Source organism: Rhizobium halophilum, from assembly GCF_021648825.1.
Taxonomy (GTDB): domain Bacteria; phylum Pseudomonadota; class Alphaproteobacteria; order Rhizobiales; family Rhizobiaceae; genus Neorhizobium; species Neorhizobium halophilum.
On record NZ_JAKJHS010000009.1, the window covers coordinates 122,168 to 147,216 of the forward strand.

19 protein-coding genes are annotated in these 25,049 nt (G+C 63.1%); 8 read left to right on the top strand and 11 right to left on the bottom strand.

Annotation, left to right across the window (positions count from 1 at the left end; genetic code table 11):
- Window positions 1-75 precede the first annotated feature (75 nt).
- The 4 genes from LXM96_RS16750 (at window position 76) to LXM96_RS16765 (ending at window position 6,871) form a co-directional block, all read left to right on the top strand.
- Window positions 76-1,632, top strand: a complete 1,557-nt coding sequence (locus LXM96_RS16750) for a Do family serine endopeptidase (RefSeq protein ID WP_239999688.1) — start codon at window positions 76-78, stop codon at window positions 1,630-1,632.
- Between the two features lie 92 nt (window positions 1,633-1,724).
- A complete protein-coding gene (locus LXM96_RS16755) occupies window positions 1,725-2,480 on the top strand; it encodes a response regulator transcription factor (RefSeq protein WP_317208265.1) in 756 nt (251 codons plus the stop codon).
- A gap of 22 nt (window positions 2,481-2,502) precedes the next feature.
- Window positions 2,503-3,894 carry a sensor histidine kinase gene (locus LXM96_RS16760; protein WP_239999735.1) on the top strand — a complete coding sequence of 464 codons (1,392 nt, stop codon included), beginning with the start codon at window positions 2,503-2,505 and terminating at the stop codon, window positions 3,892-3,894.
- A 25-nt stretch (window positions 3,895-3,919) separates the two neighbouring features.
- Window positions 3,920-6,871: a bifunctional [glutamine synthetase] adenylyltransferase/[glutamine synthetase]-adenylyl-L-tyrosine phosphorylase gene (locus LXM96_RS16765; protein ID WP_239999689.1), complete on the top strand. Its 2,952-nt coding sequence runs from the start codon at window positions 3,920-3,922 to the stop codon at window positions 6,869-6,871.
- Here the strand turns inward: LXM96_RS16765 and LXM96_RS16770 are convergent.
- Both LXM96_RS16770 and pepN read right to left on the bottom strand, forming a co-directional pair.
- A complete protein-coding gene (locus LXM96_RS16770; RefSeq protein WP_394801984.1) occupies window positions 6,861-9,200 on the bottom strand; it encodes a PAS domain-containing sensor histidine kinase in 2,340 nt (779 codons plus the stop codon). The genes LXM96_RS16765 and LXM96_RS16770 overlap by 11 nt on opposite strands.
- Window positions 9,201-9,361: 161 nt before the next feature.
- A complete protein-coding gene (pepN, locus tag LXM96_RS16775) occupies window positions 9,362-12,010 on the bottom strand; it encodes an aminopeptidase N (RefSeq protein ID WP_239999690.1) in 2,649 nt (882 codons plus the stop codon).
- Window positions 12,011-12,377: 367 nt separating this feature from the next.
- Between pepN and LXM96_RS16780 the strand changes: the two genes are divergently transcribed.
- Entirely contained in the window at window positions 12,378-13,316 is a 939-nt protein-coding gene (locus LXM96_RS16780) for a DMT family transporter (protein WP_239999691.1), read from the top strand.
- An 8-nt stretch (window positions 13,317-13,324) separates the two neighbouring features.
- Here the strand turns inward: LXM96_RS16780 and LXM96_RS16785 are convergent, their stop codons facing one another.
- The 5 genes from LXM96_RS16785 to LXM96_RS16805 all read right to left on the bottom strand — a co-directional run bounded on the left by LXM96_RS16785 (window position 13,325) and on the right by LXM96_RS16805 (window position 17,055).
- Window positions 13,325-13,477 (bottom strand): hypothetical protein, encoded by a 153-nt coding sequence (locus LXM96_RS16785; protein WP_239999692.1) that lies wholly within the window; start codon window positions 13,475-13,477, stop codon window positions 13,325-13,327.
- Between the two features lie 29 nt (window positions 13,478-13,506).
- Complete coding sequence (locus tag LXM96_RS16790) at window positions 13,507-13,698, bottom strand: hypothetical protein (protein ID WP_239999693.1); 192 nt, start codon at window positions 13,696-13,698, stop codon at window positions 13,507-13,509.
- 148 nt (window positions 13,699-13,846) lie between these two features.
- Window positions 13,847-14,701 carry a uracil-DNA glycosylase gene (locus LXM96_RS16795; RefSeq protein ID WP_239999694.1) on the bottom strand — a complete coding sequence of 285 codons (855 nt, stop codon included), beginning with the start codon at window positions 14,699-14,701 and terminating at the stop codon, window positions 13,847-13,849.
- 38 nt (window positions 14,702-14,739) lie between these two features.
- Window positions 14,740-16,032, bottom strand: coding sequence for an Hsp70 family protein (locus LXM96_RS16800; RefSeq protein ID WP_239999695.1), 1,293 nt, complete (start codon window positions 16,030-16,032; stop codon window positions 14,740-14,742).
- A 138-nt stretch (window positions 16,033-16,170) separates the two neighbouring features.
- Window positions 16,171-17,055 (bottom strand): LysR family transcriptional regulator, encoded by an 885-nt coding sequence (locus LXM96_RS16805; RefSeq protein ID WP_239999696.1) that lies wholly within the window; start codon window positions 17,053-17,055, stop codon window positions 16,171-16,173.
- A 104-nt stretch (window positions 17,056-17,159) separates the two neighbouring features.
- Here LXM96_RS16805 and blaOXA point away from each other — a divergent pair, with 104 nt between their 5' ends.
- On the top strand, window positions 17,160-17,981 hold the full coding sequence (gene blaOXA, locus LXM96_RS16810; RefSeq protein ID WP_239999697.1) for a class D beta-lactamase: 822 nt from the start codon (window positions 17,160-17,162) through the stop codon (window positions 17,979-17,981).
- 24 nt (window positions 17,982-18,005) lie between these two features.
- Here the strand turns inward: blaOXA and LXM96_RS16815 are convergent, their stop codons facing one another.
- The 3 genes from LXM96_RS16815 to LXM96_RS16825 form a co-directional block, all read right to left on the bottom strand.
- On the bottom strand, window positions 18,006-18,194 hold the full coding sequence (locus LXM96_RS16815; RefSeq protein WP_239999698.1) for a hypothetical protein: 189 nt from the start codon (window positions 18,192-18,194) through the stop codon (window positions 18,006-18,008).
- Between the two features lie 24 nt (window positions 18,195-18,218).
- Entirely contained in the window at window positions 18,219-18,473 is a 255-nt protein-coding gene (locus tag LXM96_RS16820; RefSeq protein WP_239999699.1) for a hypothetical protein, read from the bottom strand.
- A 126-nt stretch (window positions 18,474-18,599) separates the two neighbouring features.
- Window positions 18,600-19,388 carry an SDR family oxidoreductase gene (locus tag LXM96_RS16825; RefSeq protein ID WP_239999700.1) on the bottom strand — a complete coding sequence of 263 codons (789 nt, stop codon included), beginning with the start codon at window positions 19,386-19,388 and terminating at the stop codon, window positions 18,600-18,602.
- A gap of 197 nt (window positions 19,389-19,585) precedes the next feature.
- Here LXM96_RS16825 and LXM96_RS16830 point away from each other — a divergent pair, with 197 nt between their 5' ends.
- Window positions 19,586-21,658, top strand: coding sequence for a DEAD/DEAH box helicase (locus LXM96_RS16830; RefSeq protein ID WP_394801982.1), 2,073 nt, complete (start codon window positions 19,586-19,588; stop codon window positions 21,656-21,658).
- Between the two features lie 15 nt (window positions 21,659-21,673).
- Here LXM96_RS16830 and LXM96_RS16835 read toward each other — a convergent pair whose 3' ends face one another.
- Window positions 21,674-23,086, bottom strand: coding sequence for an FAD-binding oxidoreductase (locus LXM96_RS16835; RefSeq protein WP_239999701.1), 1,413 nt, complete (start codon window positions 23,084-23,086; stop codon window positions 21,674-21,676).
- 269 nt (window positions 23,087-23,355) lie between these two features.
- Here LXM96_RS16835 and LXM96_RS16840 point away from each other — a divergent pair, with 269 nt between their 5' ends.
- A complete protein-coding gene (locus tag LXM96_RS16840; protein ID WP_239999702.1) occupies window positions 23,356-25,020 on the top strand; it encodes an electron transfer flavoprotein-ubiquinone oxidoreductase in 1,665 nt (554 codons plus the stop codon).
- Window positions 25,021-25,049: the final 29 nt, after the last annotated feature.

Here is a 25,049-nt window from a genome sequence, read left to right on the forward strand (position 1 = left end):
TCCTATATCTCTCCCCATCCACCGCCCGCCGGAACACCCGGTGCAAGCAAGAGTGAAGAGAGAAGGTAGTCAAACATGCAAAACAGCAAACTCCGCCGTCCCAGCCTGAAGACGGTCCTGCAGACCTCGACGGTTGCCGGTCTTGCCGCAGTCATGCTGTCGACCGGCATTCCGGCGCAGGTCGTCGAATCCTTTGCCGATCCCGTCAAGGTCCAGGCTCCGCAGGCACCGAGCTTTGCCGACGTCGTTTCCGCCGTTTCGCCGGCCGTTGTGTCGGTGCGCGTCCAGTCCGAGGCGCAGCCGGTTTCCGACAACGGCAATTTCAGCTTCAACTTCAACGGCCAGGGCTTTGATGATCTGCCGGATGATCACCCGCTGAAGCGATTCTTCCGCGACTTCGGCCCGCAGTTCCGCGGCGGACCGGACGATGATCAGGCACAGCGCGGTCCCCGTGGGGAGAACCGTCCGCACCGTATGCGTCCCACGTCCCAAGGATCTGGCTTCTTTATTTCTGAAGACGGCTATCTGGTCACCAACAATCACGTGATCAATGACGGCGCAGCCTTCACCGTGGTCATGGATGACGGCACCGAACTCGATGCGAAGCTGATCGGCAAGGACAGCCGTACCGATCTGGCCGTTCTGAAGGTCGATGCGAACCGCAAATTCACCTATGTCAACCTCGCCGACGACACGAAGGTCCGCGTGGGCGACTGGGTAGTCGCTGTCGGCAACCCGTTCGGTCTTGGCGGTTCGGTCACTGCAGGTATCGTGTCGGCGCGCGGCCGCGACATCGGCTCCGGTCCGTACGACGATTATATCCAGATCGATGCGGCTGTGAATCGCGGTAACTCCGGTGGCCCGGCCTTCAACCTGGAAGGTGAAGTCATCGGCATCAATACCGCGATCTTCTCGCCATCGGGCGGCAACGTCGGTATTGCCTTCGCTATTCCCGCATCGGTCGCCCAGGACGTCGTCCAGGACCTGATCGACGACGGCAAGGTCGAGCGTGGCTGGCTTGGTGTACAGATTCAGCCAGTCAACAAGGACATCGCTGAATCGCTCGGTCTATCAGAAGCGCAAGGTGCGCTGGTCGTTGCTCCGCAGGAAGGCTCGCCCGGTCAGAAGGCCGGCATTGAGGAAGGCGATGTCATCACCGCGATCAACGGAGACCCGATCAAGGATGCACGCGATCTTGCCCGCAAGGTGGCGCAGTTCGGCCCCAACACCAAGGTCGACGTGAGCGTATGGCGTGATGGGAAGTCTCAGGACGTCGCGGTGACGCTCGGCAACCTCGCCAGCGAAGATGCTGCCAGCGCCGAACCGGTCGAGCCTGATGCACCCGTACCGTCGTCCGAGAAGGCACTTTCGAGCCTGGGAATCACCGTCGCTCCGGCCGATAACGGAACCGGTCTTGCCGTCACCGAAGTCGATCCCGACTCCGAAGCTGCATCCCGCGGCCTGCGGACCGGCGAAAAGATCGTCTCGGTGAACAATAAGTCGGTCTCCGAAGCTGGCGACATCGAAAAGGTGATCGAACAGGCTCGCAAGGACGGCCGCACCCGCGCGCTCTTCCAGGTCGAGTCCGAGCGCGGCAGCCGCTTTATCGCCCTGCCGATCAACGAAGGCTGATCCTCCCAGCCAGCATCATCAAGGGGCACCGCCGGTCACGTCGGTGCCCCTTTTTCTTTTCCTCCGCGCGTCTGAGTTGAAGGAGCGATAAGATGGAAACCTCCACAAGCCACGCCCATGCCGACGAATCCGGGGGTGCAAAAAGGGCGGCGGACGCTATTGTGCCGCATATGAAGATTCTCGTGATTGAAGACGATCTCGAAGCGGCCGCCTATATGACCAAGGCCTTTCGCGAGGCCGGCATCGTAGCCGACCATGCAAGCGACGGCGAAAGCGGCCTCTTCATGGGGTCCGAAAACAGCTACGACGTCATGGTCGTCGACCGGATGCTGCCGCGACGCGACGGGATTTCTGTGATCAGCGAGCTGCGCAAGCGCGGTGTGAACACGCCGGTGCTGATCCTGTCCGCTCTGGGGCAGGTCGACGACCGGGTGGCGGGGCTGAGGGCAGGGGGCGATGACTATCTGCCCAAGCCTTACGCCTTCAGCGAACTTCTGGCCCGTGTCGAGGTGCTTGGCCGGCGCAAGGGGGCGCCCGAGCAGGACATGGTCTACCGCGTAGGCGACCTGGAGCTCGACCGGCTTTCGCATGAAGTTCGCCGGGCAGGGAAGGAGATCCTCCTGCAGCCGCGCGAATTCCGGTTGCTCGAATATCTGATGAAGAATGCCGGACAGGTCGTGACCCGCACCATGCTCCTTGAACATGTCTGGGATTACCACTTCGATCCGCAGACCAATGTCATCGACGTACATGTGTCGCGGCTGCGCTCCAAGATCGAAAAGGACTTCGACAAGCCGCTTTTGAAGACCATTCGTGGTGCCGGCTACATGATCAAGGACGAGGGTTGAGGTGACGTCGCGCCTTCGCCTGATGTTCCGTTCGACCGCTGTCCGCCTGTCGGCGCTCTACATCTTGCTGTTTGCCATCTGCGCGGCCTTCCTCGTCGTCTATGTCACGGCGATGTCGGAGCGGATTCTGGCGCAGCAGACGCGGGAGAACCTCGTTCAGGAAATCGGCGATATCCAACGCGCCTATGATCGCGGGGGGCTGAACGGCATGCTGCGCATCATGGAGCGGCGCGCCCGCCAGCCGGGCGCCAATCTCTACGTGGTGGCCGGACCGACCGGAGAGATTCTGGCCGGCAACGTGGCATCGCTGCAGCCGGGCGTGCTGGACGAGCAGGGCTGGACGCGCTTTCCCTTCTCCTACCGTCCGTTCTCGGAGTCGGGGCCGGAGCGGGAGCACATGGCGATTGCCAACGTCATCTTCATGGAGAACGGCCTGCGCGTGATGATCGGGCGAGATCTGGGCGAGCCTGGCCGCTTCCGCGGGATCGTCAGGCGCGCGCTGATGGTGGCGCTGACGATCATGGGCATCGGCGCGCTTTTCATCTGGTTCGGCATTGGCCGAAACGCGTTGAAACGCATCGATCGCATGTCGGGTGCGAGCCAGAAGATCATGGCGGGCGACCTTTCGCAGCGCCTGCCGGTCGGTCGCTCCGGCGACGAATTCGACCGACTTTCGGAGTCCCTGAACGCCATGCTGGGCCGCATCGAGCGTTTGAACGAGGGCCTGCGGCAGGTCTCAGACAACATCGCCCACGACCTGAAGACGCCGCTGACACGCCTGCGCAACAAGGCGGCCGATGCGCTGAACGAGGACGATCCCGGCCAGCGCCGGGCGGCACTCGAAGGCATCATCGCCGAATCCGATCAGCTGATCCGCACCTTCAATGCACTGCTGATGATTTCCCGTGTCGAAGCCGGCTCGATTGCCGCCGAGATGAGCGAGGTCGACCTTTCCGCCATCACCGCCGACAGCTGCGAACTTTACGAGCCGGTGGCCGAGGAGGCGGGGCTGCGGCTGGAAACGTCGATCGCGCCGGGGCTGAAGGTAAAGGGCAATCGCGAGCTGATCGGGCAGGCAATGTTCAACCTGCTCGACAATGCGATCAAGTACTCCGCCGGGAGCCAGGGTGAGCCGCTAGTGCGTGTCGTGCTCAGCGCAGACGTGACGGGGATACGCCTTTCCGTCTGCGACAACGGTCCCGGCGTACCGGAGGAGAAGCGCGCGGAGGTGGTCAAGCGCTTTGTCCGGCTCGACGCCAGCCGTTCCAAGCCCGGAACGGGCCTTGGGCTGTCGCTGGTGGAGGCGGTGATGGAGCTGCACGGGGGCTCGCTGCGCCTCTCTGCGACCAATCCGGAGAATGCGCAGGCGCCGGGCCTCACCGCAACCATGGTGTTTCCGCCGCTGACGTCCTAAGAAGGGACGGCATGGGGAGGATGCCGTGGCAGAACCTGCAAGATCTCTGAAAGACGTTGCCGCCGACGTGATCCGGCCGCTCAACCAAGCCGAGGTCAAGGCGGCGACTGCCGTGCTGAAGGACATTGGCAAGAGCGAGCCCGCGGTGGCCGACTTGATGCCCGGCGACACGGCGCCCAAGCGGTTCCTGATCGCGGCGCTGACGCTCTCGCCCTATCTCCGTGAAACCGCGACCATCTCGCCGCACCTCGTTGCGACCGCGCTCACCGAGCCGCTTGAGGTGGCGCTTGAGGATTTGACTGCCAGCGCACGCGACTGCTGGCGGCCACTGGACGGACGCGTGCCATCCGAGACGGAGGTGATGACAGCCCTCCGAAACGCCAAACGCAGCCTGTCCTTTCTCCTGGCGCTCGCAGACCTTGGCCGAATGTTTTCCGCGCGAGAAACAGCACGCTGCCTCAGCGCATTCGCGGATGCGGCTGTCTCGGCGGCCGTTGATCATCTGCTGCTGACGGCCCATGAAAGCGGCAAGCTGCGCCTTAAGGATCCCGCGCGGCCGAGCGACGGCTCCGGCCTTGTCGTCATCGGCATGGGCAAGCTCGGCGGGCAGGAGCTGAACTACTCCTCCGACATCGACATCGTCGTCTTCTTCGATCCAGACAGCGGCATCGTACCCGACCCGATCGACGGGACCGAAATCTACGGTCGCATGATGCGGCGCCTCGTGCGCATCCTGCAGGAGCGCACGGCCGACGGCTACGTCTTCCGCACCGACCTGAGGCTTCGTCCGGATCCAGGGTCGACACCGCTCGCCGTGCCGGTGGAGGCCGGTCTTCTCTATTACGAGAGCCGCGGCCAGAACTGGGAACGGGCGGCCTTCATCAAGGGCCGCGCGATCGCGGGCGATCTGGCGGCTGGTGAGGATTTTCTGCGTCAGCTGGTGCCCTTCGTTTTCCGCAAGTATCTCGACTATGCGGCGATCGCCGACATTCATTCGATCAAGCGGCAGATCCACGTCCACAAGGGGCACGGCGCGATCGCCGTGAAAGGCCATGACGTCAAGCTTGGCCGCGGCGGCATCCGGGAAATCGAGTTTTTCGCCCAGACGCAGCAGCTGATTGCCGGTGGGCGCATGCCGCCGCTGCGCACCCGACAGACGGAAGAGGCGCTGAAGGCGCTGGCGGAGGCGAACTGGATCACGCCGGAGATCGCCAAGGAACTGACCGAGGCCTACTGGTTCCTGCGTGACGTCGAGCACCGGATCCAGATGGTGCGCGACGAGCAGACGCACATCCTGCCGGAGACCGAAGCGGAACTGAAGCGCATCGCGTTCATGCTGAGCTTCGCTGACACCACTTCGTTCTCGGAAAAGCTGGAGCGGACCTTCCGTATCGTTGAAAAACGCTACGCCCGCCTGTTCGAGCAGGAGGCGAAGCTTTCTGGCGTAGAGGGCAACCTCGTCTTCACTGGGGAGCAAGACGATCCGGGGACGCTGAAGACGCTTGCCTCGCTCGGCTTCGAGCGGCCCTCCGATATCGCGCGGGTGATCCGCACCTGGCATTACGGACGTTATCGCGCCACGCAGTCCGTCGAGGCGCGAGAGCGGCTGACCGAGCTGATGCCGCAGTTGCTGAAGGCCTTTGGCGAGAGCAGCCGCGCCGACGAGGCCATGCTGCGCTTCGACAGCTTCCTGTCGGGGCTTCCGGCCGGCATCCAGCTGTTCTCGTTGATCGGCAACAATCCCAACCTCCTGTCCCTAATCGTGCGGATCATGTCGTCGGCACCGCGCCTGGCCGATATCATCGCGTCGCGTCCGCATGTCTTCGACGGCATGCTCGATCCGGCGCTCATGGCGGAACTGCCGACGCGAGACTATCTGGCAGAGAGGCTGAAGACATTCCTGGCGCCGGCGCGCCATTACGAGGATGTGCTCGACCGGCTGCGTATCTTTGCCGCCGAGCAGCGCTTCCTGATCGGCATCCGGCTTTTGACCGGTGCGATAGACGGCGGCGTTGCCGGTCGGGCGTTTGCCGATCTCGCGGACCTGCTGATCGAGCAGGCATTGGCGGCCGTTCAACGAGAAATCGAGGCGGCGCATGGCCGCTTTGCCGGCGGGCGCATCGCCATCATGGGGATGGGTAAGCTCGGCAGCTTCGAGTTGACGGCGGCCTCCGACGTCGACCTCATCCTGCTCTACGATCACGACGACGACGCCTACGATTCCGATGGCCAAAAGCCCATCGACACGACGCGCTATTATACACGCCTGACGCAGCGGCTGATCGCCGCCCTTTCGGCACCGACCGCCGAAGGGGTCTTGTTCGAGGTCGACATGCGGCTTCGTCCTTCCGGCAACAAGGGACCAGTCGCGACCCGCATCAAGGCCTTCCGCAAATATCAGCAGGAAGAGGCCTGGACCTGGGAGCACATGGCACTGACCCGCGCCCGCATGGTTTGCGGCGACAGAGTTCTCACCGTCGAGGCATGCCAAGTGGTCGCAGATATCCTCTCCGGTAGTCGCGACGTCGAGAAGACGGCGGCAGACGTGCGCGAGATGCGCGAACTGATCGAGAAGGAGAAGCCGCCGCGCGACATCTGGGATCTAAAGCTGATCCCGGGTGGCCTGATCGACATCGAGTTCATCGCCCAGTATCTGCGGCTGGTGGCGCCGGCGAGGGGGCTTTCGATCGACACCAACGGCATGAGTACCGGCGACGCGCTGACCGCACTTGGCCAGGAAATGATGTCGCAGGACGACCTAGCTACGCTCCGAGAGGCGCTGACGCTGTTTACGGAGCTCTCGCAGATCATCCGCCTTTGCATCGACGGGCCGTTCTCGTCCAAGGAAGCGCCGGCGGGGCTCGTCGAGCGCTTGAGCCGCGCCGGCGACTGCCCTGATATCAGGAGCCTCGAGGGAGAGGTGAAACGGCTGTCGAAGGCGGTGCGAGCGATCTTCCGGAAGGTGGTCAGCTCGTAGCTAGGCAGGGTACGGTAAAGCTCGGATGGGTGGGGACGCTGAGCGAGACGACGGTTCCCTTGCCCATGCAGGAGCGAATCCGCATCGTGCCGCCGTGCAATGCCACCAGCGAGCGGGAGATAGCGAGGCCAAGGCCGGAGCCGCCCTTGCTCTTGGCATACTGGCTCTGAACCTGTTCGAAAGGCTGGCCGATCTTGCTCATCGCCGTCTGTGGAATGCCGATCCCCGTATCGGCGATCGTCAGCAGGACACCCGATTCCGATCGCCGCGCACGCACGATGATGCGGCCTCCTTCGTTGGTGAACTTCACGGCGTTTGACAGGAGGTTCAGCATGACCTGCTTCATCGCGCGGCGATCTCCGACGAGGCCGAGGTCTGCAGAGACGCACTGCTCGATCGAGATATTCTTTTCCTCGGCAGCGATGGAGGTCAAGCGCAGGCTTTCTTCGATCAGGGGTGCAAGGTCGATCGTCTCGCACTGGATCTTCATATGGCCGGCTTCGATCTTCGACATGTCGAGAATGTCATTGATGACGTTGAGCAGGTGCTTGCCGCTGTCGTGGATGTCGCGGGCATATTCACCGTATTTCGGCGAGCCAACGGGGCCGAACATCTCGTTTACGAGAATCTCCGAAAAGCCGAGAATGGCGTTGAGCGGGGTGCGCAGCTCGTGGCTCATGTTGGCGAGGAACTCAGACTTCGCCTTGTTGGCAGCCTGGGCACGTTCCTTTTCCGCCTGATAGTTGGCGTTGGCGACCGAAAGCTCTTCCTTCTGCCGCTCCAGCTTCTTCTGCGAGGCCGAAAGGTCGCTGATCGTCGCCATCAAGCGGCGTTCCGATTCACGCAGCCGCTCCTGATGACGTTTCATGACGGTGATGTCGGTACCGACGGAAACCATGCCGCCATCGCGTGTGCGGCGCTCGTTGATCTGCAGCCAGCGCTCGTCGGCAAGCTGCACTTCGGTCGTCCGCGATAGCCCGTGCTGGTCCGGGTCGGCGATGCGGCGCTCGATCACCGGACGTGCGGCTGCGGCCTTGACGACGGCCTTTTCTGTGCCGGGAACGAGGACATTGTCAGGAAGACCGTAGGCCTGCTGGAAGTGCGCGTTGCACATCACGAGACGGTCGTTCTTGTCCCACAGGACGAAGGCCTCAGACGTGCACTCGATTGCATCGGCCAGACGCTGGTCGGCTTCGGCATAGCGTTGTGCCAGACGGTGCTGCTCGGTGACGTCCATGGCAATACCGATGACATGGGTGCGGCCGCTGGCGTTGCGGACGACCTGGGCGCGGGCGCGCATCCAGACGTAGTGGCCGGCGGCGTGACGCATGCGGAACACCTGGTCGACCTGCTTGGCATTGCCGCGGCTGATGGCGCGGGCAAGCGCGTAGAGGTTGCCATCGGTCGGGTGCATCATTCGGGCGGCATCGGCAAACGACAAAACGCTGCCCGCCGGCGGCAGGCCGAGCATTTCGTACATAGAGCCGGACCAAAAGAGCCGGCGGTTGGCCACGTCGAAGTCCCAGAGGCCGCAACGACCGCGCGACAGAGCGGTTTCGATGCGCAGGTTGCTTTCAAGGAAGGTATCGTCGGCTTCGCGCGCCCGCTTTACCTGCATGTAGTAGGCGTACAGGATGACCAGCAGGATGACCGAGATGCAGGAAAACAGCGTGACATTGAGGGAAACCTCGTGACGCCAGAAATGATGCATCGTGGCGAGCGAGCGGGCAGCGACGATCAGACCGCCGTCATTGCCGACCGGCTGGATGGCGGCGTAATGAGGCTCGCCGCCGATCGAAGTCTCGATCAGGCCAGAGCCGCCGAAGCGGCGCAGCGCTGCGGTTTCCGGAAGGAGGGCCGTTAGCTGCAGGCCGACATAGGCGGAAGCGCCGGCGCCGCCGAAGATCTTTCCCGAAGGGGCCACGAGAAGCAGGAAGGATTCCGGACCAAGCCGGTCCTCCGGAAGAAAGGTTGCGAGCCGCGCTTCCGCTGATTGGCGATCTGCATCGCTGATGGCGGCGCTCTGGTCGGAGAATGCCGCAACGGCAGTGGCCGCGACCAGGGCGGTCGCCTGGCGTGCGCCCTCCTGCATCCTGTCGTATTCTGACATCATCCCCACGCTGCGAGAGGTGGCAACAACGGCAAGGAAAGCGAGGATGAGCAGCGGGATGGATCGCTTCAGCACGAGCTCGACACGCGGAAGCTGGCGGGAAATCGGGGTCACCGTCAGATCAGGCTTGGAGCCGAACAGCCCGGAAGCCCGCTTCATCACCGGAAATTTGAGACGCAAGAACCCCTCGCCGACGGGTCCCCGCCGCGCGTCCGCCATCGTTTTCATCTGACCCCTCATGGAAATCCGGCGCGCCGCTCGCCCGAATCTACCCTAATGAATCATGAGTGATTCGCTGTGTCCAGAGAAATGCTAAGACTTTTTTAAGATGTTGATTTTGCTTCGATTCCCGCAGAATCTCAGGCTGTGGCGGATGACCATTAGCTCTTCAGCATGCGTTCCACGATGTCGCGAACATCGTTGGAGAGCATGCCGCTGCGGTCGATAGACAGAAGTGCCGCCCGCGCTTGGTCGGCCCGCTGAGGCTCAAGAGACCGCCATGACCGCATTGAGGTCAGAATCCTCGCCGCAAGCTGCGGGTTTTTTGGATCTATATCGAGGATCTGCTCGGCGAGGAAGCGGTACCCTTCGCCGTCCGCGCGGTTGAAGCCGGTCGGATTGGAGAAGGCGAAACTGCCTACCAGCGCGCGGACGCGATTTGGGTTGCCGCTGACAAAATGCGCGTTGTCCATGAGCGACTTGACGCGGTCGAGGGTTCCAGCCCCCGGGACGGTTGCCTGCACGGAGAACCACTTGTCGAGGACGAGCGGATTGCTGTCAAACCGCTTCAGGAAGGTTTCCAGTGACGTGGCCGTTTCCACGGTATCGGGGAAGCGGTGCGTAAGGAGGGTCAGCGCGTGCAACAGGTCGGTCATGTTGTTGGCGGAACCGAAGGCCTTTGCGGCAAGCGACGGCGATTGCTCTGCATAGGTCAGATAGCTCAGCGCACTGTTGCGCAAAGCGCGCTTCCCAGCACTTTGAGCATCGGGGCTGAACTCGCTGTCGGCATGCGTCTCGACGAGGAGACGTCGGAAGAGGTCTTTGCCTGCCGTTGCAATCGCCCGAAGAACTGCCGTGCGTCCGGCATGGATCGCATCCGGGTCGTTGTTGCTTCCGAGTTCGCGGGCGATATCGCTTTCGCTTGGAAGCGCAAGCACCTGGGCCCGGAAGGCCGGCTCCAGTGCATCATTGCCTGCTGTCTCGAGGAGAGCGGAGATCAAGGCCGGCGAGGCCTCGACCTCCTTGCCATCGCGTGCATGCCGGGAAGCCTGCATGAGGTTGGGCAAAGCGAGATCGGTCAGCGCCTGCCAGCGGGCGAAAAGGTCGCTGTCGTGGCGTGCAATGTGGTCAAGGTCCTCGGCGCTCTGGTCGAGATGCAGGTTGATCGGGGCGGAGAAGCTGCGGTTGAGCGACAGCACCGGCCGCGAGGAGATGCCGGAGAAGGTAAATACCTGGGTCCGCTCGGTCAGATGCAGCACGTCGCCTGTGACTTCGCCACCTGAGACGGTCGTCGGCGTCGCGACGGAGCCGTTGTCGAGGATCAGCGCGAAGGAGAGGGGGATGTACATCGGCTCCTTGGTTGGCTGACCGGGCGTCGCCGGCACGCGCTGCTCAAGGGACAAGGTAAAGGTCGATGCGGCGGCATCATAAGCGCCGGACGCGGTCACGAGCGGCGTGCCGGCCTGATGATACCAGAGCGAGAACTGGGTGAGGTCGCGACCGGTGGCATCCTCGAAGCACTTTACGAAGTCCTCGACCGTTGCCGCGTCGCCATCGTGCCGTTCGAAGTAAAGGTCCATGCCCTTCTTGAAGCCTTCCGGCCCAAGCAGCGTGGCGATCATGCGGATCACCTCGGAGCCTTTTTCGTAAACGGTGGTCGTGTAGAAGTTGTTGATCTCGCGGTATTTGGTCGGCCGCACCGGATGGGCGAGCGGCCCGGCGTCTTCCGGGAATTGCTCGGATTTCAGGTGCCGGACCTCGGCGATGCGCTTAACGGGCCGAGAGCGCATGTCGGCGGAAAACTCGTGGTCGCGGAAGACGGTGAGGCCTTCCTTCAAGCTCAGCTGGAACCAATCGCGGCAGGTAATGCGATTGCCGGTCCAGTTATGGAAGTACTCGTGGGCGATGATCGCCTCGATATTCGCGTAATCCTGGTCGGTTGCAGTTTCGGGGTCGGCAAGGACGTACTTGTCGTTGAAGACGTTGAGCCCCTTGTTCTCCATGGCCCCCATATTGAAGTCGGACACGGCGACGATCATGAAAATGTCGAGGTCGTATTCGCAGCCAAAACGTTCCTCGTCCCACTTCATCGAACGCTTCAGCGCGTCCATGGCGTAGGTCGCACGCGGCTCCTTGCCGTGCTCGACGTAGATCTTCAGCGCCACCTCGCGACCGGACATGGTGGTGAACGTGTCTTCGACGACGCCGAGATCGCCGGCGACCAGCGCGAACAAATAGCTCGGCTTCGGATGCGGATCGAACCAGGCGGCGAAGTGGCGGCCTTCATCGTAATTACCGCCGCCGAGAAAGTTGCCGTTTGACAGCAGCAGCGGGTTGGCTGCCTTGTCTCCGATGATTGTGATCGTGTAGGGCGCAAGAACGTCCGGACGGTCGGGAAAATAGGTAATGCGGCGGAAGCCTTCGGCCTCACACTGGGTGCAATAGACGCCGTTGGTGCGGTAGAGCCCCATCAGTTGCGTATTGGCTTGCGGGTTGATGAAGGTCGTGACCGTGATCTCGAAGGGTGACGCTTCGGGCAAGTCGAGGATTGTCAGCGATTGGGGCGTTGCCTCATACTGCTCAGCGGGCAACTCGTTCTGGTCCAGCAGCAGGCCTGACAGCGTCAGTTCATCCCCGTCAAGTACCAAGGGAGCCTTCGGGTCGACACCCTCGCGGCGATGGAAGATAAGTCGCGCGTCGACCTTGGTATTGGTAGGGTCGAGTTCGAAGGTGAGATCCACCCGTTCCAGAACGAAATCCGTAGGACGGTAGTTTGCCAGTTCGACAACTTTTCTTTCGGATGTACTCATTCGTACACAGTCTTCCTGTTCGTAGATGAAAGGTTCTGGAGGCCGATCTGGCGGCGTCAGCTTCGGAAGTTTGAGATGGTAGAGGCCAGCGGCGCCGGTGTTCTGCTGATTGATCGCGCCGGTTGACGGTGCGGGCGGTCAGCAGAAGAAGTCACAACGGCATTCCTTTCCTTGGCGGGGATGACCCGAACGCTAACAAAGGGATGCTAACATGATGCTAACGGGTATCGCACCGGTTCCGGTTCAAGCATTGTTTTTATCGATTCATCAAGACTTTTGATGCTGCACAGTGAGCCATTGCTTTAGTCTAAGGGATCTAACCTCGCGCCACCTTGCTCTCTCGCAAAAGCAACACCCAAGAGTTCTCATGACATCAGATGTGGGCAGCCCCCTGCGCGGGATCATGTTCAAGATCCTCTCCGTCGTCATCTTCGTGATGATGCAGACTTGCATAAAGGCGGCGGGCGCGGACGTCCCCGCAGGGCAGATCACCTTCTTCCGCTCCGCCTTCGCGCTGGTTCCCATCATCGCCTACCTGGCCTGGCAGAGGGATCTGCGCACCGCGGTGAGAACCGAGCGGCCTTTCGGGCACCTAAAGCGTGGCTTCTTCGGCATCCTCTCCATGGCCTTCGGCTTCTATGGCCTGGTTCATCTGCCGCTGCCGGAGGCAATCGCGATCGGCTACGCCTCGCCCCTGATGGCCGTGATATTCGCCGCGCTCATCCTTGGTGAGACGGTGCGGGTCTATCGATGGAGCGCGGTGGTGGCGGGTTTGATTGGGGTATTGATCGTCTCCTGGCCAAAGTTGACGCTCTTCCAGGACAACGGCCTGCAGTCGCAACAGGCCCTGGGTGCCGCCGCCGTCCTGCTGGCGGCCGTGCTCAGCGGGCTTGCCATGGTTCAGGTGCGCCAACTGGTGCGGACTGAAAAGACCCCGACGATCGTGTTCTATTTTTCGTTGACCGGCGCCTTATTCTCGCTGGTGAGCCTGCCGTTTGGTTGGACGGCGCTGAGCGGCCAGCAGGCGTTCCTGCTGATATCGTCCGGCCTGTTCGGGGGCGTGGCGCAGATCTTCCTGACAGAAAGCTATCGTCATGCGGACGTGTCGGCGGTGGCGCCGTTCGAATATACGTCGTTCCTGCTGGGGATCGTCATTGCCTTTGTGCTGTTCAACGACGTTCCGACGCTTCCGATGATCATCGGCACCGCCATCACCATGGCTGCCGGCATCTTCATCGTCTATCGCGAGCATCGGCTTGGGATCGAGCGGAAGGCCGCTCGGAAGGCCTCGGCGCCGCCAGGCTGATCAAGGGATCAAAGGGGGATGCCGGCGGTTAGCGGATTGGCAGCAGGGACATCGCCACGGCGGACGGCGGAGGCGTGGCGGTATTCGCGGGCAGCACTGATTGCAGTGTTCACGTCCTCATAGGTTCGCCGCAATGCGCGGAGGGGATAAAGCTCTCTCATGATGCTGGTCTCTTGCTTTGCGTCTGCTCTCATCGCTCACGAAAATCGGCGAAAATCGCGGCCGGACGCGTGATCGTGTCCAGCCGGCCCATCGCGCGAGCAGTAAGCTGCTCGTTCGTGGCAGAGCCGAAGCGGTGGTAGCCGCTGGTTGAGCGCGGCGCCAGGCCAGCGATACGAAGGCTCTCAAAGCCTGAATGGATAGGGCGGGCACGACACGTCATGGCCTTGGTTCCTTGTATTCGTCCTCCCAAGACACATCCCAATATTGCGGCGCAGCAATGATTCGGCAATGCAGCATTGAGCGTCACTGCCATGCGCGATTTGCATGGCATTTGAAATAATGCCTTAACGTTCATCAACTGATGGGAATCAGGGCTTCGCGATCGCCTGCGAAAACAGCAGCAAATCCGCCCAGGCGAGCGCTTTGTTCGCCGGCGCTGTCAGAAGTTCTTGCGGATGCAGTGTCGCAAGAGCCTTCGCCGTGCGGGTGTTGACCGCCACCTCACGCCATTGGCCGCGCAGGCTGTGGATGGTGCCGGTCTCGCCGAGGAAGAATCGCGCGGTGAAGTTGCCAAGCAGGAGAAGATGGTCCGGCTCCGCCAGTGCGATCTGCCGCTCGATGAAAGGCCGGCAGATGGCCGTTTCAGCCGGCGAGGGCATCCGGTTGCCGGGGGGGCGCCACGGAATGATGTTGGTAAGGACAACCACCTCCCGGGAAAGCCCGATCGCCGCCAGCATCCGGTCCAGCAATTGCCCCTGCCGCCCGGAGAAGGGGATGCCGTCGCGGTCGTCGTCAGCGTTTGGCATCGGGCCGATCACCATGATCTTTGACGCCGGGTCGCCGGAGAGGAAGACGGTGGAGCGGGCGCTGTTTTTCAGGTTGCAGCCGCCGAAAGCTTCCAGCGCCGTTTGCAGCTCGTCGAGCGACCGAGCGCTCTCCGCAGCCAGTTGTGCGGCCGCGACCGCCTGATCGTTCGGCATGGCAACCGGCGGCGGATTGAGCGGCGAGGACGGTGCTGACGCCGTGCGGCTCTTGCGCTCCGCTTGCCCGGCGGGGGCGGGTCCCTGCACCCGCTGAACCTGTTCACGGGCCGCCTGCTGCAGGGCAAACTCCTCAAACCGGTCGATCGGCTGATCTTCAAGCAGCCAGTCGACCCCCGCATCGGCATAAAAATGCAGAAGTGTTGCAAGCTCGGCCGCTTCGAGATCTTTCGCCTGGATCATCCTCCCACTCTAGCGGAGGGTCGGGCGCGGGAAAAGCATCAAGCTGCCCATTGTGCCAGATCCTCGCTTTCTCCGATCAGCGCCAGGCCGTGGGCGATGGAGAGAAGCTCGCCGCCGCTCTCGATCTTGTCTGTCCCAAAGCGGCGAATAAAGATGTCGCGCACGGCCGGCACGAAGGAGGTGCCGCCGGTAAGGAAGACCTTGTCGATGGCCGCGGGCGCCGTGTCCGTCTCGACCAGCACTTGGTCGAGCGCGGCCTCGATGCGGGAAAGGTCGTCGGCGATCCAGCTCTCGAAGTCGCGGCGCCGGACGGCCTTGCGGCCGGCCTTGCCGAGCGGCGCGAAGCTGAACTCAGCCTCGTCCGCCGCCGACAGCGCCATCTTCGTCGCCGACACTGCCTGGTAGAGCGGATAGCCCTCGTCATGCTCGACGAGATCGACGAAGAGTTCGAGCTTTTCCGGCTCCAGGGAGGAGCGCACCAGCGATTGCAGGTCGGAAAACTCCTTCGATCCCTTGAAGATCGACAGCTGGTTCCAGCGTGAGAAGCTGGTGTAGTAATTGCTCGGCACGTCGAGCAGTTTGTCGAAGCTCTTGAACCGGCTCCCCTTGCCGATCTCCGGCGCCACCAGATGCTCGATCATGCGCGCATCGAACTGGTCGCCGGCAATGCCGACGCCGGAATGGCCGATCGGGGTGGCGGAGAGCTTCCCGCCATGGCGCTCGAAGCGGATCAGCGAATAGTCGGTCGTGCCGCCGCCGAAATCCGCCACCAGCACATTGGCGTCCTTCTGCAGGTTCTGGGCGAAGTAATGGGCCGCCGCGACCGGCTCGTAGACATAGGCGATCTCCGGAAATCCGAGCCGCGTCAGCGCCGTGTTGTAGCGCTCGAGTGCCAGATCCGCATCGGCGCTGGCGCCGGCGAACTGCACCGGACGGCCGACGACGATGCGCGAGACGTCTGACGGCCAGGCCTCGCCCGCATAGGCGGAAAGCCGCCGCAGGAAGATCTCCATCAGGTCGTCGAACTGGTGGCGGCGGGCGAAGATCAGCGTGCCCTGGAAGAGCGGGCTTGCCGCAAAGGTCTTGATCGACTGCAGGAAGCGGCAGTCGCCCGGATTGTCGATGAAGGCGCGGATCGCCGCCTGTCCCGCCTCGACCTTCAGCGCCTGCGCGCCGAGCTGCCTGTCCTTCATGAAGGAGAGCGCCGTGCGCATCGTGTCGGTGGTGCCGGCACTGCTCGCAAACGGCATGGACTGCGTGGCCCCATCGCCTTCCGCCAGTGCAATGACGGTGTTGGTCGTGCCGAAATCCAGCCCCAGCGCCCGTGCCATGGCAGTGCTCCTCGTCCAGTCGTGATTATTGAACCCGGAGCATCAGCCCGGAAACGCCAAAGGGCGCCTGCCGCGCCCTGGTGAAATCGAGCGCGCCTGATGGCACAGGGCGGGCGGGATGGCAAGGGCGGGAGTCGCTTAAGCAGCCGCCCTTGTCTCCGCCGCCATCTCCGCCGTCCACTCGGCAAAGGCGTTCATCGCCGGGGTCGGGGTGCGGGACTTGAGGCGCGTCAGCCAGTAGCTTCCCTTGGAGACATAGACGGGGAAGGGCTGTTCCAGTGCGCCAGAGGAAAGGTGGCGGGAGAACATCAGCGGCGGGGCGAGGGCGACGCCGGTGCCTTGCAGGGCCGTTTCCACCATCAGCACGGAGGAATCGAACACCGGCCCGGTGATCGCCGGAGCGGGGGCGCCGGCGGCCTCGAACCAGCCGGGCCATTCGTCGGCGCGGTAGGAGCGGAGCAGTGTTTCCCGCCCGACATCCTCCGGCTGTCTCAGCCTGGCTGCGATCGCCGGTACGCACAGCGCCGAGAGCGGTGCCTCGAACAAGGGTTCCGCCTCCGTATCGTGCCAGGCGCCGTTGCCGAAGCGGATCGCGTAGTCGAGGCCTTCGGCGGCGATGTCGACACGGTTGTTGTTGGTAGAGAGGCGCAGGTCGATGAAGGGATGGCGGGCGCGAAAGCCGCCAAGACGCGGCAGGAGCCAGCCGACGGCGAAGGTGCCGACGGCGCCGAGCGTCAGCACCTCGCGCATGTGCCCGCCCTGGAAGCGCTCCAGCATGTCGGCCATGCGGTCGAAACTGTCCTTCAGCGTCGGCAGGAGCGCAAGGCCTTCTTCGGTGATCATGAGCCCGCGCGGCAGGCGACGGAAGAGCGTGACGCCCAGCCGCTGTTCGAGGATCTTCACCTGGTGGCTGACGGCCGCCTGCGTGACGCAGAGCTCGATCGCCGCACGGGTGAAGGAGAGGTGGCGGGCGGCGGCCTCGAAAGCGCGCAGCGCGTTCAGCGGAAGATGCGGCCGGACCATGCGATGCCCCAGTTTTTCTTATGGCTCCCGCCAGTTATCATCGTTTGCCGCGCTCCCGCAACGGGCCCTAGAACTGAGGTTGTTCACACCGAGGGAGACATCTCATGATCCTGGAAAGACGCGGCCTCCTGGCCGCTGCCATCGGCATTTTTGCCGCATTTGCTGCCACAGGGCCGGCATCCGCCGCCGATCCGATCCGCTGCACGGTGGTGCTCGACGCCAGGAGCGGCGAGGCGCTTCACCGGCAGGGTACCTGCGCCGAGCGCGTCTATCCCATGTCGACCTTCAAGCTGCCCTTGGCCATGATGGGCTACGACGCCGGCATCCTAACCGACGAGACGACGCCGCGCTGGGACTACCAGGCGAAGTTCGGCGGTCCGGCGCGGGTGAAGAAGGCCTTCGACCCGACCGGCTGGGAGCGGGAATCGATCGTCTGGTATTCGCAGGAGATCACCCGCCGTCTCGGCGAAGACCGGTTCGGCGACTACGTGAAGACCTTCGCCTATGGCAACGCGGACGTTTCCGGGGGGCCGGGCAGGCTGGACGGATTGACGGAATCCTGGCTGATGTCGTCGCTGAAGATTTCGCCGGACGAGCAGGTGGATTTCCTCCGCCGCTTCCTGAACGGCGAACTGCCGGTCTCGGATCATGCGGTGGCGATGACGCAGGCGATCATCCCGCGCTTCGAGGCGGCGGACGGCTGGGTGATCCACGGCAAGACCGGCAGCGGCCGGATGCGCGATGCAAACGGCGGGCCCAGGAGCGACCGCCCGATCGGCTGGTTCGTCGGCTGGGCGGAGAGGGAAGGGCGAGAGCTCGTGTTCGCGCGGCTTCTGGTTGACGCAAAGCCACACGACGAACCAATCAGCTTTGTGGTGCGGGATTCGCTGATTGAGGATCTGCCGGGACTGGTGGCAAAGCGATAGAACCCGTTTGGAAGGGAGCGGCGTCTATCGCCGTCGCGCCCACCACACCAGCACCGATCCCGCCAACGCGAGGATCGCGCCGCAGAGGATCCAGGGTGACTGGTCGATCATGAAGCTTGAGGCGGGGTAGGGGAAGATGCCACTGCCCTGGGCCATCCAGAGGAGGCCCATGAGGATGGCGAGGGCGCCGATCACGATGCCGAGACGCTTCATAGGCGCGTCCTTCGCTGGAGCGGATCAGGTTTCGCCGAGAAACTGGTCGTCGCCGAAGCCGGAGCCGTGCGGTTCGGCGCGCAAGAGCTTCCACGAGCCGATCAGCACGATCAGGCCGAAGGCGACAACCAGAGAGCCGTTGATCGTCCAGACGCTGAGTTCGCTCATGAAGCCTGTCGCCGGCAGTTGGATGATGCCCGTGCCGTGGCCGACCCAGGCGAGGCCGACGACGATGATTGCCAGCGCCGCCGCGACCATCCAGTTCCTGATCTTCTCCAAGCTTCCCTCCCATGGAGCAATTTGTCGCAGCCACATTAGCAGAGACGAGGCCGGATTCCAGGGGGTTCGCAAGGTCTTGATATTCGTCACGTCCGCGCAGGGATCCTGCGCGGAACCGGGGAAGTCTCAGATCGACTTCGAGGCGCCGCCATCCACCCGCAACATCGTTCCGGTGACGTAGCTCGCAGGCACCGAGCAGAGGAAGGCGCCTGCGGCGCCGAATTCCTCGACCGTGCCGAGGCGACCCGCCGGGATGCTCTTGACCGATGCCGCGCGGATCTCTTCGATCGGCTTGCCTTGGCGCTTGGCATTGGCGCCGTCGAGCTCGTCGATCCGGTCGGTATGGATGCGGCCAGGCAGGAGCATGTTTGCGGTGATGCCCTGTCCGGCGACTTCCGCCGACAATGTCTTGTTCCAGCCGGCCAAGGCGCCGCGCAGCGTGTTGGACAGCGCAAGATTCGGGATGGGCTCAAAGACGCCGGAGGAGGCCACGGTCAGGATCCGGCCGAACCCCTGTTCCTTCATCTGCGGCAGCAAGGCATTCGTGAGCGTGATGACCCGCAGCACCATGGACTGGAAATAGGTTTCGAGCTTATCTGCGGTCATTTCGTCCGATGTTCCGGGCGTCGGGCCGCCGGTGTTGTTGACCAGGATGTCGATGCCGCCGAGTTTCTCCTTGACCGCGCTCACCATGCTCTCGACGAAGTTGTCGTCGGCGAGATCTCCCCAGACCCAATCGGCCTTGCCTTTGCCTTCGGCGTTGATCGCCTCGCAATTTGCCGCCAACCGGTCGCCGGAGCGGCCAACGAGAAGCACGTTTGCGCCTTCGCGTGCGAGAGCCGTGGCGATACCGAGGCCGAGGCCGCGGGAGGAGGCGAGCACGAGGGCGCGTTTGCCGGCTAGTCCGAGATCCATTGTGATGTCCTTCCGATGCTGATTTGCAGTCGCGGGACGCTAGCAAGCTGGCGGGCTGCTTGCAAAGCCCGTTGCAGCTGAAAGCTGGCGTGTCTCTTTGACATTTCCCCTTTCCCCCAGTAGGAACGACGCCATGTAGAGCTGCGAGAGTTGCAGCCATGCGCCAAGGCGCACGAAATATCCGAAAGACCATAAAGATGACCGACTACGAAGGCGCCGTTCCGGCGATCGCCAAGGCATTGGCGAAACGCGGCTACGCGACCCTTACTCCCGTGCAGCAGGCTATGCTCGACCCGAAGCTCGCTACGTCCGACGCGCTCGTTTCGGCGCAGACGGGTTCTGGCAAGACCGTGGCCTTCGGCATCGCCATGGCGCCGACGCTGCTGGACGACGGCGAGCGCTTCGAGCGCGCCGGCGCGCCGCTGGCACTGGTGATTGCGCCAACCCGTGAACTGGCCGTGCAGGTCAACCGCGAGCTCACCTGGCTCTACGAGATGACCGGCGCGGTGATCGCGAGCTGCGTCGGCGGCATGGACATCCGTAGCGAGCGCCGGGCGCTGGAACGCGGCGCCCACATTGTCGTCGGCACGCCCGGCCGTATCTGCGACCATATCCGGCGCAATGCGCTCGACATGTCCGAGCTCCGGGTCGCGGTGCTCGACGAGGCCGACGAGATGCTCGACCTCGGTTTTCGCGAGGACCTGGAGTTCATCCTGGAATCCGCACCTGATGGCCGGCGCACGCTGATGTTCTCCGCCACCGTGCCCACCGGCATTGCCAAGCTCGCCAAACGCTATCAGCGCAATGCGGTGCGCATTGCGACGACCACGGAGGAAAAGCAGCACGCCGATATCGAATACCGGGCACTTCTCGTGGCGCCCTCTGATCGCGAGAACGCGATCATCAATGCTTTGCGCTTCTACGACGCGAAGAACGCGATCGTGTTCTGCTCCACGCGTGCGGCGGTGAACCACCTGACGGCCCGCTTCAACAACCGAAACTTTGATGTCGTGGCGCTCTCTGGCGAACTGACGCAGAACGAGCGCACCCATGCGCTGCAGGCCATGCGCGATGGCCGTGCCCGCGTCTGCATCGCGACCGACGTCGCTGCCCGTGGCATCGACCTGCCGGGGCTCGATCTTGTCGTCCATGCAGATCTCCCGACCAACTCCGAAACCTTGCTGCACCGCTCGGGCAGAACGGGACGCGCGGGCAACAAGGGCGTCAGCGCCCTGATCGTCCCGGTCAACCAGCGCCGCAAAGCCGAGCGCCTGCTTGCCGGTGCGGACGTGACGCCCACCTGGGCGCAGCCACCGTCGGCCGACGAGGTCACGGCAAAGGACCAGGAGCGCCTATTGGCGGATCCGGTCTTCGACGAAGCCCCGCGCGAGGAAGAACAGGACCTGATCGCCAGGCTGGTCGAGATCTATGGCGCAGAGAAGCTCGCGGCTGCTTTCGTCAACCTGCACCGGGCAAAGAATGCCGCGCCGGAAGACCTGATCCCAGTCTCGCTCGATGCCGGTGCCGGCCGCAAGCCGCGCGACGGAAAGTCCGGAGATCCAGCCTCGCGGCCACTGACGCCGCGTGGCGACTTCGGCCCCGCCGTTTGGTTCTCGCTTTCGGTCGGGCGCAAGCAGCGCGCCGAGCCCCGCTGGCTGATCCCGACCATCTGCCGCAACGGCGATCTCTCCAAGAACGAGATCGGCGCGATCAAGATGCAGGCCGACGAGACCTATGTGGAAATCGCCGCCGACCATGCCGACCGCTTCTTGGCGAAGCTCGGCAGGGACCGGATGATGGACCGCGGCATCCGCGTCACGCGGCTGGATCGGGCGCCGGACTTCAGCAAGTTCACCCGCAGTGCAGAGGACGAGGCTCCGCGCCGTGATGGGCCGCGGATGGACAAGCCGTGGAAGAACAAGAAGACCGGTGATGGTGAAGGTACCGAACGGATCGGCAAGGATAGGCCATTTCGCGAAAACGCGACGGATGATGCGCCCCGTAAGGATTGGAAGCCGAAGGCCAAGACCAACGACGCCGTCCGTAGCCTCGACGACGAAGTCTGGGGTGACACCAAGCCGAAAGGCGGCCCTGGGAAGGGCAAGCCTGCCCGAGCCGATGGCGGGTTCGACAAGCCTTTCAAGAAGGGCGCCGGCAAGCCGTTCAAGGGCAAGGCGGCCGGCAAAGATACCGGTGGCAAGCCTTACAACGCCAAGGGCAAGGCGGCTGGCGGCACCGGGAGGTCCAACAAAGGCGACCGCGTCAGATAATCAGCGCGGCCGGTTTCAGAACGGCACCTTCCCGGGATTGAACATCCCCTTTGGATCGAGCGCCTGCTTTAGCGCCCGCGCCAGAGCCCGCTTCTCCGGTGATGTGAAGGTCTCGTAACCGTGGCGTTTCTCCAGGCCCACGCCGTGCTCGGCGGAGAAACTGCCGCCCGCTTCGCCTACGTTGGCATAGACCGCGTTTTCAACGGCGCGCAGTTCTCTTTCCGGCAGCGGGCCGCGCTTGATCAGGGTCAGGTGCAGGTTGCCGTCGGCGACATGACCATAGACATAGGCGGCATAAGTGGGGTCAAGGGCACGCAGCCGGCGCTCCAGTTGAGCCACATAGCAATCGAGATATGTCGGCGGAACAGAGACGTCGAACGAGGCTGCCTCCGGAATCTCGGCGTAGTAGAAGCCCGAATCCTCGCGGATGTCCCAGAGCCGGCGCGCTTGTTCTAGGGTTTTGGCAACAATGCCGCCCTTGAGGGCGAGCGGCTCCCACATGTCTGAGAGCTGTTCCTCAAGGGCGGCTATCGCACCCTCAACGCTCCCGGTGGAAATCTCGATCAGCAGTGCCGCGGCATCCTCCTCCAGCCATGACAGATCGAGACCCTTCAGTTTTGCATGATCCCGAATGTATAGGGGCCACATCATCTCAGCCGCTTCAAGCGTCACGCCCGGTAGCGTACGGAGGCGGCGGATGACAGACAATGCGGCGCGGGCATCGGCGACGCCGAGCATGGCCGTTGCCCGGTAGGGGCGCTGCGGCTCCAGCTTCAGGACCACCTTGGTGACGACGCCGAAGGCGCCTTCACCGCCGATGAAGAGCTGTTTCAGGTCCGGCCCGGCCGAGACCTTCACGACACGCGTCAGGTCGGAGAAGATATCCCCCGACGGCAGCACCGCCTCCAGCCCCAGAACCTGATGGCGCATCACGCCATTGCGGAAGGCGAGGATGCCGCCGGCATTGGTGGAGACCATGCCGCCGATGGTGGCGGAGCCGCGTGAGCCGAGGTCTATGCCGGTGGTAAGGCCGTGTTGTGCGGCGGCCTGCTGCAGGGCTTCGAGCGTGACGCCTGCTTCCACCGTCGCCGTCATTTCCTCGGGCTCAATAGAGAGGATCCGGTTCAGGCGCGACGTGGACAGGATCACGTCACCAGGGCGGCTGACATTGCCGCCCACCAACCCGGTGAGGCCACCTTGGGGAACGATAGAGACATTGTTCTCTCCGCACCAACGAATAAGGTGACGGGCAGCCTCGGTGGAACGCGGCTGTGCCAGCACGCCGGCTTCCAGATTACGGGGGTGCTCCCCCGGGTGCCGTCCCGTTAGATCAGAGGAATCGAGGACGAAGAGATCGGGATGAAGCCCCGCAAGTCGTTCTGCAAGGTCTTGAGGGGACAACTGGGAGGAAGCGTCAGTCTGGATCATGCTGGTGCCTATGCTGCGTCCCACCCGAATGACGCACCGCATCGTACTTGGCAACCATTCTTGAAGATGGTGCTTTGGACGCCGGGCTCAGTCACGCGATAACTTGATTTTCATGGAGGAGCCGATATCTTACGCTAACGTAAACGTAAGACGTTACGGCTGCCACAGTGGCGGCGGAAATGTTTTCCCGGTCGACAACCGCTTCGGCTTTTGCGAATTAGGTTGTCAGACAAGTGGTGCCGGAGTGGGGCCGGCAAGCGGAGTAGATGATGAGCGAGCAAATGGAACTTCCCGAGCGCGAGAGCATGGAATTTGACGTCGTGATCGTCGGCGCAGGGCCGGCCGGTCTTTCGGCGGCGATCCGGCTGAAGCAGCTTAATCCGGATCTCGCCGTGGTCGTGCTGGAGAAGGGTGCCGAGGTCGGCGCGCATGTCTTGTCGGGCGCGGTGGTGGATCCGAGCGGCATCGACAGGCTGTTGCCGGGTTGGCGTGAAGAAGAGGGGCATCCGTTCACGACGCCCGTCACCGACGACCAGTTCCTGTTCCTCGGCCCTGCCGGGTCGGTTCGCTTGCCGAATGCCCTGATGCCGCCGCTGATGAACAACCACGGCAATTACATCGTTTCGCTTGGCCTCGTCTGTCGATGGCTGGCGGAGAAAGCCGAGGCGCTTGGCGTCGAGATCTATCCCGGCTTTGCTGCAACCGAGCTTCTGTATGACCAAAGCGGCGCCGTCCGCGGCGTGGCGACCGGCGACATGGGCATCGAGCGGAACGGGCAGCCGGGCCCGAACTTCACGCGCGGCATGGAATTGCACGGCAAGTACGTCCTGATCGGCGAGGGTGTGCGCGGGTCGTTGGCCAAGCAGTTGATCGCCAAGTTCAAGCTGGATGAGGGCCGCGAACCACAGAAATACGGCATTGGCCTCAAGGAACTCTGGGAGGTAAAGCCGGAGAACCACAAGCCGGGTCTCGTTCAGCACTCCTTCGGCTGGCCGCTCGGACTGAAGACTGGCGGCGGTTCCTTCCTGTATCATCTGCACGACAATCTTGTCGCCGTGGGCTTCGTCGTCCACCTGAACTATAAGAACCCCTATCTCTACCCGTTCGAGGAGTTCCAGCGCTTCAAGACGCACGAGGCGATCCGTGGCACCTTTGAAGGCGCCAAGCGCATCTCCTACGGCGCCCGCGCGATCACGGAAGGCGGCTACCAGTCCGTGCCAAAACTTTCCTTCCCGGGCGGCGCGCTGATCGGCTGTTCAGCCGGCATGGTCAACGTGCCGCGCATCAAGGGCAGCCATAATGCGGTGCATTCGGGGATGCTGGCCGCCGAGAAGATCGCGGAAGCGATTGCTGCGGGCCGCGCCAATGACGAAGTTATCGAGATCGAGAACGAGTGGCGTGACAGCGCCATCGGCAAGGACCTGAAGCGGGTGCGCAACGTCAAGCCGCTGTGGTCGAAGTTCGGCACAGCACTTGGTGTCGGTCTCGGCGGGATCGATATGTGGACCAACCAGATCTTCGGCTTTTCGTTCTTCGGCACACTGAAGCACGGCAAGACCGATGCGGAGAGCCTGGAGCCGGCCGCCAAGCACAAGCCGATCGCTTATCCGAAGCCGGATGGCGTCCTGACTTTCGACCGCCTGTCCTCGGTCTTCCTGTCCAACACCAATCACGAGGAGGATCAGCCGGTCCACCTGCAGGTAAAGGACATGGAACTGCAGAAGCGTTCGGAGCTTGGCGTCTACGCCGGGCCTTCAACCCGCTATTGTCCGGCGGGCGTCTACGAGTGGGTCGAGAAGGACGGTGAGGAGGTTTACGTAATCAACGCGCAGAACTGCGTCCACTGCAAGACCTGCGACATCAAGGACCCGAACCAGAACATCAATTGGGTGCCGCCACAGGGTGGCGAGGGGCCGGTTTATCCGAGCATGTGAGCCCGCTTGCTGGTATCAGGGGGATCCGG

Bases quoted from the DNA above. Each gene is read 5' to 3' on its own strand.
- LXM96_RS16785 (WP_239999692.1), bottom strand. From the start codon at position 13,477: ATGAGAGAGCTTTATCCCCTCCGCGCATTGCGGCGAACCTATGAGGAC.
- LXM96_RS16770 (WP_394801984.1), bottom strand. From the start codon at position 9,200: ATGGCGGACGCGCGGCGGGGACCCGTCGGCGAGGGGTTCTTGCGTCTC.
- LXM96_RS16815 (WP_239999698.1), bottom strand. From the start codon at position 18,194: ATGAAGCGTCTCGGCATCGTGATCGGCGCCCTCGCCATCCTCATGGGC.
- pepN (WP_239999690.1), bottom strand. From the start codon at position 12,010: ATGAGTACATCCGAAAGAAAAGTTGTCGAACTGGCAAACTACCGTCCT.
- LXM96_RS16795 (WP_239999694.1), bottom strand. From the start codon at position 14,701: ATGATCCAGGCGAAAGATCTCGAAGCGGCCGAGCTTGCAACACTTCTG.
- LXM96_RS16755 (WP_317208265.1), top strand. From the start codon at position 1,725: ATGGAAACCTCCACAAGCCACGCCCATGCCGACGAATCCGGGGGTGCA.
- LXM96_RS16800 (WP_239999695.1), bottom strand. From the start codon at position 16,032: ATGGCACGGGCGCTGGGGCTGGATTTCGGCACGACCAACACCGTCATT.
- LXM96_RS16760 (WP_239999735.1), top strand. From the start codon at position 2,503: ATGTTCCGTTCGACCGCTGTCCGCCTGTCGGCGCTCTACATCTTGCTG.
- LXM96_RS16780 (WP_239999691.1), top strand. From the start codon at position 12,378: ATGACATCAGATGTGGGCAGCCCCCTGCGCGGGATCATGTTCAAGATC.
- LXM96_RS16840 (WP_239999702.1), top strand. From the start codon at position 23,356: ATGAGCGAGCAAATGGAACTTCCCGAGCGCGAGAGCATGGAATTTGAC.
- LXM96_RS16790 (WP_239999693.1), bottom strand. From the start codon at position 13,698: ATGACGTGTCGTGCCCGCCCTATCCATTCAGGCTTTGAGAGCCTTCGT.
- LXM96_RS16750 (WP_239999688.1), top strand. From the start codon at position 76: ATGCAAAACAGCAAACTCCGCCGTCCCAGCCTGAAGACGGTCCTGCAG.
- LXM96_RS16825 (WP_239999700.1), bottom strand. From the start codon at position 19,388: ATGGATCTCGGACTAGCCGGCAAACGCGCCCTCGTGCTCGCCTCCTCC.
- LXM96_RS16830 (WP_394801982.1), top strand. From the start codon at position 19,586: ATGACCGACTACGAAGGCGCCGTTCCGGCGATCGCCAAGGCATTGGCG.
- LXM96_RS16835 (WP_239999701.1), bottom strand. From the start codon at position 23,086: ATGATCCAGACTGACGCTTCCTCCCAGTTGTCCCCTCAAGACCTTGCA.
- blaOXA (WP_239999697.1), top strand. From the start codon at position 17,160: ATGATCCTGGAAAGACGCGGCCTCCTGGCCGCTGCCATCGGCATTTTT.
- LXM96_RS16805 (WP_239999696.1), bottom strand. From the start codon at position 17,055: ATGGTCCGGCCGCATCTTCCGCTGAACGCGCTGCGCGCTTTCGAGGCC.